This is a genomic window from Pedobacter sp. D749 (genome assembly GCF_019317285.1).
Classification (GTDB): domain Bacteria; phylum Bacteroidota; class Bacteroidia; order Sphingobacteriales; family Sphingobacteriaceae; genus Pedobacter.
This window is the reverse complement of record NZ_CP079218.1, coordinates 3941129-3956548: the sequence shown is the minus strand read 5'-3', so window position 1 is coordinate 3956548 and position 15420 is coordinate 3941129. Positions and strand designations below refer to the sequence as shown.

The following is a 15420-nucleotide window of genomic DNA, read 5'->3' as shown; positions in this document are numbered from 1 at the left end:
AAAATACAATCTATCCATCTGATAGCTTCGAAAACATATACTAAATAAAATCATGCTGAAACAACAACAAGAAATAATTGCCGATTACCAGGATAAAATAAAAGAGGTTACTACAGATATAGATCAAACAAAAAAACTAATCGATCAACTTTCCTTCCTACGCATAGGCTTGTTTTTGGCAGAAATATTATTTTTCGTTTTGCTGCTTCGCTCGGCAGACGACAGCCTGCGTACATTAATCCAAATTTGTTTGTTACTGCCGGTAATTGCTTTCGTCTTTATTGTGCGCAGACAAAGTCAGCTCGACCGCGATATCGATTATAAAAAACAACTTTTATGGGTTTATCAGAATGAGTGGAACATATTGAATGGTGCTGCTAACGGATACGACCATGGTCAGGCATTCGAATCGGAGCTACATCCTTACACTTCCGATCTTGATATTTTTGGTGCCTCATCACTGTTTGCCCTGATTAACCGCTGTAGTACCAAAAGCGGTAATAACATTCTGGCTAAAAATTTCGCAGAAAAATCGACGAGAGATAAGGTATTACGCCGCCAGGGAGCCATAAAAGAAATAAAAGATAAGATAACAGAAACCTATAGCTTTAGGGCGAATTTGCATGGTTACGACCCCGATAAAATAGAGCAGATTAAAATACAGCTTAAACAGCAGTTGGGTGCTCAACTGGAATTTATAAAGGGCAATTTTTTAAGGTTTTACGTCAAGCTGGTGCCGTATCTTTCGGTTGGGTTAATTTTAGCGGCAATTCTTATTAGCAGTGCTTTTTGGAAAGTATTGTCGCTTTTATTTGTAATCCATACAGGATGGAACGTTTTATTAGGCTCAAAAATTAATAAGGTTTTTTATACGTTTGGCGGAAGTTCGAATCTGTTAAATGGTTACGCCAGTGCTATTTTATGGACGGAGAATCAAAGCTGGAAAAGTTCGTATATTTTGAGTTTACTGGACTCAAAAATCCCGGTAAGCAAAGAAATTAAAGGGCTATCTAAAATTATCCAGAATTTTGATGCCAGGCTGAATATCCTTGTTGGAGGAATATTGAATGCCCTTTTACTTTGGGATTTAAAATGCTGCATCAGTTTAGATCGTTGGTATAAATCTTCATCAAAGGATGTAATTTCGGCCCTTGACCATTTAGGCGATTTTGAAGAACTGATCTCATTAGCGACAACTGCCTATAATCAGCCAGATTGGGTTTTTCCGGTAGTTTCCGGTCAGTTTGCATTAACCACCAAATATATTGGCCATCCGCTTATTAACGACCAAGTAAGGGTAAACAATGATTTTCATTTGGAGGCAAAACCAACAGTTGATATTGTAACAGGCTCTAACATGGCGGGCAAAAGTACTTTTTTACGTACTTTGGGTATCAATATGGTATTGGCTTATGCTGGTGCGCCGGTATGTGCCAAAACGATGCAATTATCTGTTTTTTCAATCAATACGTATATGCGGATTAAAGATTCGCTGAACGAAAGTACCTCGACCTTTAAGGCAGAGCTCAACCGTTTGAAGATGATTCTGGACAATGTTGTAAAGGATAAAGATACTTTTGTATTAATTGACGAAATGCTGCGGGGTACAAATAGCCGGGATAAATATTTAGGTTCAAAAGTTTTTATACAAAAGCTGATTGCCGAAAAAACTCCTGCACTTTTTGCTACTCACGATTTACAATTAGCAGATCTGATTGTTGATTACCCTGACACCGTCCGTAATTTTCATTTCGATATCCAGATTACGGAGGGAGAAATGAGATTTGATTATTTGCTAAAATACGGGCCGTGCAAGACTTTTAATGCAGCTATTTTGCTGAAAGAGATTGGTTTGACATTGGATTGATAGTTAGTGATATGTAAGTGGTGTTAGATGTTACCATCTGACACTATAAAGAAATGTCGATTTTTCATTCAATTTCATTAATCCGTAATTGGTGAATTAATATTTGGTTGTTTTTAAGCTGTTTAATACTATTAAGAGTAGAGGTTTCGTTTTCTTTTAAAAATGACAGGATCTTAAATTAAAATTTAGCGCTTAATGATTTGTTAATATTAAACTCGCAACTTATGGCAAATAATGGATAACAATGGTTAAGGCAAGCGATTTTGGTCAGGATTTTTTTTGGGGGGTAGCTACTGCAGCAGCGCAGATAGAGGGTACAGCAACCCAGTACGGTAAAGGCCCTTCCATTTGGGATACCTTTACGGCGAAAAACGGCAAAATAAAGAAGAGCCATAAATTAGATCCTGCCTGCGATTTTTATCACCGATATACCGAAGATGTAGCTTTAGTAAAATTACTAGGTTTTAAAGTTTTTAGGTTTTCTATTGCCTGGTCCAGGATTTTGCCTGGCGGAAGGGGAGAAATAAATCAGGAAGGTATCCGTTTTTACCACAATCTTATTGACGAATGTTTAACACATGGAATTACCCCATACGTTACGCTTTATCACTGGGATTTACCGCAGGCACTGGAAGATGAGGGCGGCTGGACAAGCTTTAGCATCAATGCTGCCTTTAATGCCTTTGTGAGCATCTGTGCATTAGAATACGGAGATAAAGTAAAAAACTGGATTGTGTTGAACGAGCCTTTTGGTTATACATCATTAGGGTATATGCTTGGTATTCATGCTCCCGGTAAAACAGGTTTGAGCAATTTTTTTCCTGCGGTATTACATACGGCTTTGGCACAGGCAGAAGGAGGTAAAATTTTACGTGCAGAAATTAACAGGGCCAATATTGGCACTACTTTTTCCTGTTCGGAAATTATCCCTAATACACAAAGTGATAGCGATATCCTCACCGCTAAACGCGTAGACTGCCTGATGAACCGTTTGTTTGTAGAACCTACACTAGGTATGGGCTTTCCGACTGCAGATTGGGATGTGTTGGAGAAATTTCAGATCGAATATGGTACCTGGCGACTGCAGGAAAGGATGAAATTTGATTTTGATTTTATCGGTCTTCAGAATTACTTTCCTTTGGTTGTAAAATACAACGCCTTTATTCCAGTAATCCAGGCCTGGGAAGTAAAGGCCAAAAGCCGGAAAAAGCCGCATACTACGATGGGCTGGGAGATTAATGCCGATAGCTTTTATAATATTGTAAAACAGTTTGCAGCTTATCCCAATGTCAAAAATATTATGATTACTGAAAACGGTGCAGCCTATCACGATAAATTGACAGATAAAAGGGTAGAAGATCCGGAACGGATCGAATATTTTAAACTTTACCTCAGTGCTTTACTAAAACTCAAAAATGAAGGGATAAATGTTACCGGTTATATGGCCTGGACACTCATGGATAATTTTGAATGGGCCGAGGGTTTTACGGCAAGGTTTGGACTGGTCTATAACGATTTTAAAACTCAGGAACGTACAATTAAAGATTCGGGCTATTGGTGGAAAGAATTTCTGAAAAGTTAGTTAATCGTTTACTGTTTTCACGTTCATAATTAAACAAATTCTTATGTTTGGATATGAATGATAGAACAGTAGTGTACAGCACCTATTATAATCCAATGGAAGCCAATATTATTAAAGCTAAATTGGAAGATAGCGGGTTTGCCTGTTACCTGGCGGATGAAAATTTTGCAACATTAAATCCACTTTACAATCAAGCTATTGGCGGTGTTAAACTTATTGTTTTTGAAAGAGATATAGAGGCCATCAATGCTTTACTGGCTGAAGACAATAGTTTGACTTTTGAATCATCAGATGAAATTACTAATGAACAAGAATCAGAAGAAGGTAAAACAGTTTGTGAGAAATGTGGATCTACTAATGTGGGCTATGGAATGGCTACCAATAAAAAATATAGTATTTGGGCAACTATACTTGCTTTTTTAACACTTACCACTCCAATTAAAGCCAATAAGTGCCATCATTGTTACGATTGTGGTCATGAGTTTAAGTAGATAAATTTTATATTTTTTGAAGCGCAAGGTCAGAGGCAACTATTAAGGCTTGTTCCCGTGCTGAGCTCTATCCATACGCTGCGCTTCAGGGATGCCGCTGCGCCCGGGGCTAAAAGGTTTTTTACTGCATTAAGGTGAAATTCCCCTCACAATTGTTATCCTCAGCATAGTGGAAAGACTTTTAAAACGATTTTATGGGATTTAGAATGAAATCTATCTTGATAGATCTCTCCGTTTCGTTGCACTTCAGTCGAGATGACGACTCTTTATTAGAAATGCATTTTCGCTATAAAAAATCCCGTTCTGAATTAACAAAATGGGAATTTCGATATGTAGACTCTAGGCTTCGGACGTCCGCCTCAAGACTATCACTGTCTTTGCCATCTAAACCCGATATACGCGAATGCTGGTTTTTTTCTAACCAGCAGCAGCATTAGCGGGGCCAGCCCAACCCTAAGAACTACTTTAACTGCTTTCCAAAAAAATAAGGAAACTATTTATTTTATTTTTTGAAGCGCAAAGGCAGGAACCACTATTAAAGTTTGTTCCCGTGCTGCGCTGTATTCTTGCGCTACGCTTCAGGGATGCCGCTGCGTTCGGGGCTAAAAGGTTCTTTACTGCAAGTAAGGTGAAATTCTCCTCACAATTGTCATCCTGAGCATAGTGGAAAGACTTTTAAAACGATTTTATGGGATTTAGAATGAAATCTATCTTGATAGATCTCTCCGTTTCGTTGCACTTCAGTCGAGATGACGACTCTTTATTAGAAAATGCATTTTCGCTATAAAAAATCCCGTTCTGAATTAACAAAACGGGATTGATATTGTTTTCATCCAGACCTCGGACTTCCGACTCTGGACTTCGGACTATTAAAGCGCTGCCTTAGCCGCTGCTTCAGCCCTGATGATATTTAATGCACCACCAGCTTTAAACCATTCAATTTGTTGATCGTTATAACTGTGGTTAACAGGGAATTGCTCTTGAGTGCCATCAGCATGATGTAATACTAATGTTAATGGTTTATCTGGAGCAAATTCTGTTAAACCTACGATATCGATGGTATCATCTTCTAAAATTTTGTCGTAATCATCTTTATCTGCAAAGGTTAAACCTAACATACCTTGTTTCTTCAGGTTGGTTTCGTGGATACGGGCAAAAGATTTTACCAATACCGCGCGAACGCCCAGGTGGCGTGGTTCCATGGCTGCATGTTCACGAGATGAACCTTCGCCGTAGTTTTCGTCGCCTACTACAATTGAACCTAAACCAGCAGCTTTATAATCGCGTTGGGTAGCCGGAACAGGACCATATTCGCCAGTTAATTCATTTTTAACGTTATCTGTTTTATCATTGAAGTAATTAACTGCACCAATTAACATGTTGTTAGAGATGTTATCCAGGTGACCACGGAATTTTAACCACGGACCAGCCATCGAAATGTGGTCGGTTGTACATTTACCTTTGGCTTTGATTAAAAGTTTTAGACCTTTTAAATCGGTGCCTTCCCATGGGGTAAAAGGATCTAACAATTGTAAACGGTGTGAAGTTGGAGAAACCAAAACCTGAACTGATGAACCATCAGCTGCTGGTGCCTGGTAACCTGCATCTTCTACAGCGAAACCTTTTGTTGGCAATTCAAAACCGGTAGGAGGGTCTAATTTAACCTGTTCGCCTTTATCGTTTGTTAAAGTATCCGTTAATGGGTTAAATCCTAAATTACCCGAAATGGCAATTGCAGCAACCATTTCTGGTGAAGCCACAAAAGCGAAAGTATTAGGGTTGCCATCAGCACGTTTAGCAAAGTTTCTGTTAAACGAGTGTACAATGGTGTTTTTTTCTGCTTTCTCTGCACCTGTACGATCCCACATACCGATACATGGTCCGCAGGCGTTGGTAAAGATCGTTGCATCTAAATCTTCGAAAGTTTTTAAGAAACCATCACGATCTGCCGTGTAACGTACCTGTTCAGATCCCGGGTTAATACCGAAAGCCGATTTGGTTACCAAACCTTTTTCAATAGCCTGGTTGGCAATAGACGCTGCCCTTGATAAATCTTCGTATGAAGAGTTGGTACAAGAACCAATCAATCCCCATTCTACTTTTAATGGCCAGCCATTTTTCTCTGCCTCAACTTTCATCTGCGAAACCGGAGTAGCTAAATCTGGTGTAAAAGGACCGTTTAAGTAAGGTTCTAAAGTATCTAAATCGATCTCAATAACCTGATCGAAATAATTTTCAGGATCAGCATATACTTCAGCATCACCGGTTAGGTAAGCCGCAATTTTGTTTGCTTCATCTGCAACTTCATTTCTGCCGGTAGCACGTAAGTAACGCTCCATGCTTTCATCGTAACCGAAAGTAGAAGTGGTTGCCCCAATTTCGGCACCCATGTTACAGATGGTACCTTTTCCGGTACAGCTCATTGAAGTGGCACCATCGCCAAAATATTCAACAATAGCACCAGTACCACCTTTTACAGTCAGAATACCAGCCACTTTAAGGATTACATCTTTGGCTGCGGTCCAGCCATTTAATTTACCGGTTAGTTTTACACCGATTAACTTAGGGAATTTAAGCTCCCAGGGCAAACCTGCCATTACATCACAGGCATCAGCACCACCAACACCAATCGCAACCATACCCAAACCACCAGCATTTACGGTGTGCGAGTCGGTACCAATCATCATTCCACCCGGGAAAGCATAGTTCTCTAAAACTACCTGGTGGATAATACCAGCCCCTGGTTTCCAGAAGCCAATACCGTATTTATTGGATACAGAAGATAAGAAATCAAAAACTTCGGCACTTTCGGTTTTGGCATGTGGTAAATCTATGGCAGCGCCTTCTTTAGCCGTAATCAGGTGATCGCAGTGAACTGTTGAAGGAACGGCAACCTGTGGACGGCCTGCCTGCATAAACTGCAATAAGGCCATTTGCGCCGTAGCATCCTGCATCGCTACGCGGTCTGGTGCAAAGTCTACGTAATCAGAACCACGCTTAAACGCCTTTTTAGGATCTCCATCCCAAAGGTGTGCATACAATATTTTTTCAGATAATGTTAAAGGTCTGCCAACAACTTTACGCGCAGCCTCTACGCGGCTACCAAAGTTTGCATACACCTTTTTAATCATGTCTATATCAAAAGCCATACTTTAATTTTTTATAATTATTGTCAATAAGGTACTATCTAAATTAAACAATTTTAAACAGATTTATTTTTGAGATTTGTCATAATATCTTATTTAAAACCATTCTATGCAACTATTATGCAAAAGAAAAGGCTACCAGATCTCTCGGATAGCCTTTTTTAAAGATTAACAAATAATATGCTTTTTTGTTTCTTATTGTTTTGTAGAAATAGGGGTAAACTTGGTTAAGTTAATGCCTTCTACTGCCATTTTATATTCTTCAATGCTCGGAATACGGCCCAGGATTGCTGAAAGAACGACTACAGGGGTTGAAGCCAGTAAAGACTCTCCTTTTTTACCATCTCTGTCTTCTACCACACGGCCCTGAAATAAACGGGTCGACGTAGCCATTACCGTATCACCTTTAGCCGCTTTCTCCTGGTTACCCATGCAAAGGTTACAGCCCGGGCGCTCTAAATACATGATGTTCTCATATTCGGTACGTGCTGCAGCTTTAGGTAACGCATCGCTGAACTCAAATCCAGAATATCTTTGCAAGTATTCCCAATCACCTTCTGCTTTCAGTTCATCTATGATGTTGTAGGTAGGGGCTGCAACTACCAATGGCGCTTTGAACTCTACTTTACCGGTCTGCGTCTCTATGTTTTTTAACATTTGAGAAACGATTTTCAAGTCATCTTTATGCACCATGCATGAGCCAACGAAACCAAGGTCTACTTTTTTATCGCCACCGTAGTAGGTTAAATCTCTGATGGTATCGTGTGTATAACGTTTAGAAACATCTGCGTTATTCACATCCGGATCGGCAATCATTGGTTCTTCAATGAGATCCAGATCAATTACAACCTCAGCATAATATTTAGCATTATCATCGGGCATTAAAGCTGGTTTGATACCGGTTTTAATTTCTTCAATACGTTTGTTTGCTTTATTAATCAAACCTTGTAGAACCTGGTTATGGTTATCCATACCTTTGTCGATCATGATTTGAATACGGTTTTTGGCAATTTCTAACGATTGGATTAAAGTATCGTCCTGCGAAATACAGATAGATGCTTTTGCTTTCATTTCAGCAGTCCAATCGGTAAAGGTAAAGGCCTGATCAGCTAATAAAGTACCAATGTGTACTTCGATGATGCGGCCCTGGAATACGTTTTCGCCATCAAACTGTTGCAACATTTGTAATTGCGTCGCATGTACTACATCACGGAAATCCATGTGTTGTTTCATTTCACCTTTGAAGGTTACTTTTACTGACTCCGGAATTGGCATAGAAGCCTCACCGGTTGCCAATGCTAATGCTACTGTACCAGAATCTGCGCCGAATGCCACACCTTTAGACATACGGGTGTGCGAGTCGCCACCAATGATAATTGCCCACTCATCAATGGTAATATCGTTTAATACTTTGTGAATAACATCGGTCATCGAATGATATTCCCCCTTAGGGTCGCGGGCAGTAATTACCCCGAAATCATTCATAAATTTCATCAGTTTAGGGATGTTTGCCTGTGCTTTTTTATCCCAAACAGATGCCGTATGGCAACCTGACTGGTAAGCGCCATCAACAATAGGAGAAATCACTGTAGCAGCCATTGCCTCTAATTCCTGAGCCGTCATTAAACCGGTAGTATCTTGCGAACCTACAATATTTACTTCAACACGAACATCAGAGCCGGCATGTAAAACTTTGCCTTGTGTTAAACCTACTGCATTTCTGTTAAATATTTTCTCTACAGCGGTTAAACCTTGCCCTTCTACAGATACCTCTTTTGCCGGAGCAAATACTGCAGAAGCTTCGATACCTAAGGTTTTAGCTGCAAAAGTTTGGATTTTTTTACCAAAAACGATAGCGTAAGAACCGCCAGCTTTGATAAATTCCATTTTTTGTGGTGTCAACGCTTTTGAAATGTCGATCAACTCCTGATCTCCATTATATAATTTTTTAGTTCTGGTATTAATGGTAAGTACCGTGCCCGTTTCTATGGAGTAAACCTGCTCTAAAATTGGCTCGTCATTTTCGTTACGGATAACATTTCCGTTCTCATCGGTTTTCTTTACCCAGTTTTTAAGGTCGATACCAATACCACCAGTTACATCAACTGTGGTTAAAAAAATTGGAGAAATACCATTGGTACCACCTACAATTGGCGCTATGTTTACAAATGGGATAAAAGGGCTAGATCTTTTGCCCGTCCAAAGTGCCACATTATTTACGCCTGACATGCGCGAGGAACCTACACCCATGGTGCCTTTTTCAGCTACCAGCATTACACTTTTATCTGGGTGTTGCGCCTGCAATGCTTTGATTTCTTCCTGAGCCTCTGGCGTAATCATACATTTACCATGCAGTTCACGATCAGAACGGGAGTGTGCCTGGTTACCTGGAGATAATAAATCTGTAGAAATATCACCTATCCCGGCAATAAAGGTTACCACTTTAATTTCTTCTGCTACTTCAGGGAGTTTGGTGAAAAATTCAGCCCTGGCATAACTTTCTAATATTTCTTTAGCGATGGCATTGCCATTGTTATAAGCTTCTTTTAAACGATCGGTATCGGCATCGTACAAGTAAACCTGTGTTTTAAGAACATCTGCAGCTTTATGGGCTTTATCGCCATTATCGGCTAAGGCAATGTCTAATAACACTTTGATAGAAGATCCACCCTTCATGTGCGATAACAATTCGAAAGCAAAATCAGGTGTGATTTCTGCAACGATAGCTCCGCCTAAAATAATTTCTTTTAAAAACTCTGCTTTTACACCAGCTGCTCCGGTAGTGCCCGGCAAGGTGTTGTATATGAAAAAATTAACAGCATCTGCCCTGTTAAAATTATTTACATTTTTGATTTGATCGATGATTTCACTTAATAATTCAGCGCCATCAATAGGTTTGGGATGAAGACCTTGAGCTTTTCTGTCTTCAATCTCCTGGATATAATCGTTATAAATACTCATCTTGGATAGTTTATTCTTTTTGTGATAAGATTGTGCAATAAAATGTACACCCACTTTTTACAAAAAAAGAATACTGCTTTTGTATATTAATTTGCGTTTATTGAGCCAATAGGGCACAATTTTTTGGTTAAAACAAAAATAGCAAAAAACAACCCTTAAATGTAATTTAGGTAGGTGATTCAGTAATTTGGAATTATTCTAAACAATGAAAAACGGATGTATATCAGAAGTCATGAAAACGTATAAATTATGACCACGTTTATGTGATTAAGAAGTGTTTTTTTGAGTGCCTGCTATAACTTAAAATCATTTCATCCTTACCAGTTTATTATAATCCTCGGGCTATACAATAAATATAGAATTTTCATCCTTAGGGATAATTTATTGTATAAAAATCAATATGAATGGACAAAATGGATAAAGAAGGGAATGGTCTCGAAGTATCGTCATTTCGACCGCAGTGGAGAAATCTTTGAACTATGTAAAAAGATTTCTGCTGTAGTTAGGTAAATTAGTGATAAACGATAGCATCTTAATAACTTGGTTAACCGTTCGTTATCGGACATGTTTGTGCGATTTTGAACAGTTATTTATTTAATAGTATATTAATGTTTTGATATTCAGTTTGTTGAAATGTATGTAAAGCCTTGGCATAAGATTGGCTTCGAACTATAATGTTGAAAATGTAAAACCTTTTTCAGTAAAATAAGCCAATACTTTGGGAAGTGCGTAAGATAAACGGTCGAATGCTTTTAAACTATCGTGAAATACAATTATAGAACCATTTTCGGTATGTTTAATCACATTTTGATAACATTTTTCGGGTGAGAGTTTAGTGTCGAAATCGCCGCTAAGTACATCCCACATTACGATTTTCAGATTTGAGATTTGAGATTTGGGATTTGAATCGGTTTGTGAATTTTGGGATATTGACTCCGAACTCCGGACTTTGGACTTCAGACTCAGAATCTGACTTTTCTTAATCCTCCCGTAAGGTGGACGGAAAAGCTCAGTTTTCGTAAGTTCTTGGCATTTTATTGTGTTTTGAAGGTAGGTTTCATCATCGGTTTTCCAACCTTTTAAATGATTGAAAGTATGGTTGCCAATGGCATGCCCGTCGGTTTTGACGCGTTCAAAAACTTCGGGGTGTTTAACAATATTATCACCGATGCAAAAAAATGTAGCTTTAGCATTGAATACTTTTAAAGTTTTTAATACAAAATCTGTAACATTGGGTATGGGTCCATCGTCAAAGGTCAAATAAATAACTTTTTCGGTGCGGGATTTATTCCATAACAATGATGGATAATACCATTTTAGCAGAAGCGGTGATTTGATCAGGTACATTTAAGTTCAAAGTTAGTAAATGCCTGAACAGATTGAAATTATTAAAGTTGTTTATATAGATTTGAAACAAATTATGAAGATGTTTACCAAGAATAAGTTAATTACCGGATCTGCGTTATTAGTGGCATTAAGTTTTAATCAGCAAATTAAGGCTCAAGAAGTGATCAGCATTCAACAAGCGGTCGAAAACACATTAAAAAACAATCTAAACATCAAACAAGCCGCATTTAATGCCGCGCTTAGCGAAGAAAATGTACGCCAATCTAAAAATGCTTTATTGCCCACTGTAAACGGTTCTGTTAACCAATCTATGCAATGGGGAAGGAGCCAGGTAACATCAGGGTTGTTTCTAAATACACAAAATTATACCTTAAATCCTAATGTATCTGCGAATGTGCAGGTATTTGGAGGTGGCGCTCAACTGAATCAGATCAGACAGAATAAGTTATTGCTGGCCGTAGATCAAACCAATGTAGACAAAGTAAAAAATGATCTTATTCTGCAGGTGGTGACCGCTTATTTGCAGGTTTTAAATAACCAGGATCAGGTTAAAGCTACGCAGCAACAATTAGACGTAGCTAATTCTACTTTAAAAAGAGAACAGGCCCTTTTGGATGTTGGTAATAAAACTTTAGCCGATATTTCGCAGGCCAAATCGCAGGCTGCAACCGCTGAGCTTAATCTAACCAATGCGCAGAATCAGTTGACAATATCCTATTTAACTTTAGGACAATTAATGGAAATTCAGCCACCAATGACATTTAAGGTACAGCCGCCATTGGTTAACGAATTGAATAACATTCAGAATAATTATGTGCCAAGTGATATTTACAGTCAGGCCTTAAATACATTTCCCGATATCAAATTGGCAAGTTTAAATACAAAAGCAGCAGAAAAAGCAATTGATGTAGCCAAAGGTAGTTATTACCCTAAAGTTACTTTTGGAGGAGGTTTAGGATCTTTCTATCAGTACCAGTTTGCTTTTCCAGGAAACAGTCCGTTTTTTAGTCAACTGTCTGACAACTTCGGTAAATCAATTAATATGGGTATTTCAATTCCTATTTTTAATGGTTTTACCACCAGGTCTACCGTAAGAAAGGCTAAAATAGTATTCGAGCAGCGCAAAACAGATGAGCAAATCTCTAAAAACAACCTGATTAAAGTAATCAATCAGGCTGTCGCCGATTTAAATGCCGCGCAAAGCAGGTATTCTTCTACCCAAAATGCTTTTCAGGCGCAAAAAGATGCCTTTTATGTTATTGAGCAACGTTATGCTGTTGGTTTAGTAAACTCTTTAGATTACAGTACAGCTCAAACCAATAAAAATAAAGCCGAAATAGATTTTATCTTAGCAAAATACGACTTACTGTTCCGTGCCAAGGTAATTGATTATTATTTAGGCAAACAGATTGTTTTTTAAGACAAAATGCTGAAGCTTAAATATTACAACTTTAAATAAACGAAATACAATACAAATTATGAAACTGAAGCATATTATTATTACCGTAGTTGCTATCGTAGTCCTTCTGGTTGTGCTCAAACTGGCCGGCGTGATAGGTGGAAATAAAACCGAAAAAGTAACTACAGAAAAAGCATCAGATAAAACTGTTGTGGAAACAGTTACGGCAAGTGGAAAAATCCAGCCGGAAACCGAGGTTAAATTAAGTTCTGAGGTATCTGGAGAGGTAGTAGAGTTAAAAGTAAAAGAGGGAGATATTGTTAAAGCAGGCCAGTTGCTTTGTAAAGTACGTCCGGATGTGTTACAATCGGGCTATGAAAGAACCGTGGCAAGTTTTAATGCGCAAAAAGCCAGTGTAGCTGCAGCACAACAACAGCTTGCGCAAAACCAGGCTAATTTTGTGAATGCTGAAGCTACCTACAAACGTAATGTTGAGCTTTTTAATAAAAAAGTAATTTCAGCTTCAGAGTTCGATTCAGCTAAAGCGGCGTTTTTAACCGCTAAAGCAAATTTAGCCAGTGCAAAAGAAAATGTTACCGGCGCCAAATTTACTTTAGAGCAAACTGGTGCAAATGTTAAAGAAGCGGGAGCTAACTTAGCTAAAACCACTATTTACGCACCAGTTGATGGTGTGGTTTCTAAATTATCAATTGAGCTTGGCGACCGTATTTTAGGAACTTCGCAAATGGCAGGTACCGAGATTATGCGTATTTCTAATCTTTCATCTATGGAAGTTAATGTAGATGTAAACGAGAACGACATTACCCGCGTTAAGGTTGGCGATAAAGCTTCTATCGAAGTAGATGCATTTTCTGATAAAAAATTCAGAGGTGTGGTTACTGAAATTGCAAGTTCATCAACAGCAGTGGGTACTGCAGTATCTACCTCAGTAGATCAGGTGACCAATTTTTCTGTAAAAATCAGGATTACCGAAGAAATGGAGGGCAAACAACAATCTATTTTCCGTCCGGGCATGTCGGCAACGGTTGATATTGAAAGCGAATCGTTAACCGGATTGGCTATTCCAATCCAGGCGGTGTTTACTGATAATGCAAAATCGGGTGGTAGCAACAATAACCAGGGCAGCCAGGAAAATACCGATAAACAGAAATCGAAACTTACCGACAAAAAGGTGAAGCAATATGTTTACACTTACGATGCTAAAAGTAAAAAAGTTAAAAAAGCAGAGGTGACAACGGGTATTCAGAACGATCAGTTTATCATAGTAAAATCGGGTGTTAAAGCCGGAGAAGAAGTTGTAACTGGTCCTTATTCAGCCATTCAGAGCAAACTGAAAGATGGTATGGTTGTAGAAAAAACAGCTAAAGACCAATTGTTTAGCAAAGACGGGAAAAAGTAGTTTATAAATAATCGCAAGAAATAGTAACTTGCGTTGTTTAGGTGTATTTCTAAGGTTTAGGGTGTAAGGTTTAAGGTATATGGCATTGAGCCTAACTTTAAGCCTTACACCTTTTGCCTTATACCTTTTGAAAAATGATTTTACACCTTTACCTTAAACCTTTTTTATAATCATGGTACCTAAAATAGCAATGATAGGGGGTGGGAGCTGGGCTACTGCCATCGTAAAAATGCTTGCAGATAATTTGTCTGAGAAAGAGATTTTTTGGTGGATGCGTAACGAAACAGCCATTGAACACATCAAAAAATTTAAACACAATCCTCATTACCTCAGTTCTGTTGAGCTAAAACTCAATCAGGACAATATCTCGTCTGATATCAGTTCGATTATAAAATCAGCTGATTTTGTTATTTTAAATGTTCCTGCGGCTTTTTTAAAGGAAACACTGTCTGCCATAACCCCTGAAGATTTAAGAGGCAAGAAAATAGTATCAGCCATTAAGGGAATTGTACCCGAAGATAACCTGATTATCGGCGAATTTTTGAACGAAAAATACAACATCCCTTATCACGATATTCTTGTGGTAAGCGGCCCCTGCCATGCAGAAGAAGTAGCCTTTGAGAAACTTTCTTACCTAACTATTGCCTGTACCGACGTAGATAAAGCGGCCGCATTTGCCTCGATTTTAAATACACGCTACATTAAAACTAATGTTTCTGACGATATTTTCGGTACAGAATACGCTGCTGTTTTAAAAAATATTTACGCCGTAGCCAGTGGCATTTGCCATGGCATAGGTTATGGCGATAACTTTCAGGCCGTGCTCATTAGCAACGCCATACGAGAAATCAAACGTTTTGTAGATTTGGTTCATCCCATTGATCGCGACATTAAAGAATCAGCCTATCTGGGCGATTTGCTCGTAACTGCCTATTCACAGTTCAGCCGCAACCGTACTTTTGGTAATATGATAGGCAAGGGGTATACCGTAAAATCGGCACAGTTAGAAATGAATATGGTAGCCGAAGGTTATTATGCTGCAAAATGTATGCACATCAAAAACCAGGAGTATAATGTAGACATGCCCATCTGTAAGGCTGTTCACAGCATCATTTACGAGAAACGATCGCCACAGATAGAAATGAAGCTATTGGCGGAGAAATTAAACTAAAATTAGCGTAGGTTAATAATTATAGTGATTTGATTC

9 protein-coding genes are annotated in these 15420 nt (G+C 38.6%); 6 read left to right on the top strand and 3 right to left on the bottom strand.

Annotation, left to right across the window (positions count from 1 at the left end):
* The first annotated feature begins 52 nt into the window (after positions 1–52).
* The 3 genes from KYH19_RS15845 (at position 53) to KYH19_RS15835 (ending at position 3940) form a co-directional block, all read left to right on the top strand.
* Entirely contained in the window at positions 53–1867 is a 1815-nt protein-coding gene (locus tag KYH19_RS15845) for a DNA mismatch repair protein MutS (protein ID WP_219075821.1), read from the top strand.
* Positions 1868–2111: 244 nt separating this feature from the next.
* Positions 2112–3449, top strand: coding sequence for a GH1 family beta-glucosidase (locus KYH19_RS15840; protein ID WP_132398649.1), 1338 nt, complete (start codon positions 2112–2114; stop codon positions 3447–3449).
* Positions 3450–3502: 53 nt separating this feature from the next.
* Positions 3503–3940: a putative signal transducing protein gene (locus KYH19_RS15835; RefSeq protein WP_219075820.1), complete on the top strand. Its 438-nt coding sequence runs from the start codon at positions 3503–3505 to the stop codon at positions 3938–3940.
* Between the two features lie 869 nt (positions 3941–4809).
* Here the strand turns inward: KYH19_RS15835 and KYH19_RS15830 are convergent.
* The 3 genes from KYH19_RS15830 to KYH19_RS15820 form a co-directional block, all read right to left on the bottom strand.
* Positions 4810–7089: an aconitate hydratase gene (locus KYH19_RS15830; RefSeq protein WP_219075819.1), complete on the bottom strand. Its 2280-nt coding sequence runs from the start codon at positions 7087–7089 to the stop codon at positions 4810–4812.
* A 192-nt stretch (positions 7090–7281) separates the two neighbouring features.
* Complete coding sequence (locus tag KYH19_RS15825; protein WP_219075818.1) at positions 7282–10047, bottom strand: bifunctional aconitate hydratase 2/2-methylisocitrate dehydratase; 2766 nt, start codon at positions 10045–10047, stop codon at positions 7282–7284.
* Positions 10048–10716: 669 nt separating this feature from the next.
* Entirely contained in the window at positions 10717–11394 is a 678-nt protein-coding gene (locus tag KYH19_RS15820) for a polysaccharide deacetylase family protein (RefSeq protein WP_193420441.1), read from the bottom strand.
* A 19-nt stretch (positions 11395–11413) separates the two neighbouring features.
* Between KYH19_RS15820 and KYH19_RS15815 the strand changes: the two genes are divergently transcribed.
* From KYH19_RS15815 to KYH19_RS15805, 3 genes are all read left to right on the top strand, one after another.
* Positions 11414–12814 (top strand): TolC family protein, encoded by a 1401-nt coding sequence (locus tag KYH19_RS15815; RefSeq protein ID WP_121283801.1) that lies wholly within the window; start codon positions 11414–11416, stop codon positions 12812–12814.
* A 58-nt stretch (positions 12815–12872) separates the two neighbouring features.
* Complete coding sequence (locus KYH19_RS15810) at positions 12873–14213, top strand: efflux RND transporter periplasmic adaptor subunit (protein WP_219075817.1); 1341 nt, start codon at positions 12873–12875, stop codon at positions 14211–14213.
* Between the two features lie 172 nt (positions 14214–14385).
* Positions 14386–15384: an NAD(P)H-dependent glycerol-3-phosphate dehydrogenase gene (locus KYH19_RS15805; RefSeq protein ID WP_227256173.1), complete on the top strand. Its 999-nt coding sequence runs from the start codon at positions 14386–14388 to the stop codon at positions 15382–15384.
* Positions 15385–15420 lie beyond the last annotated feature (36 nt).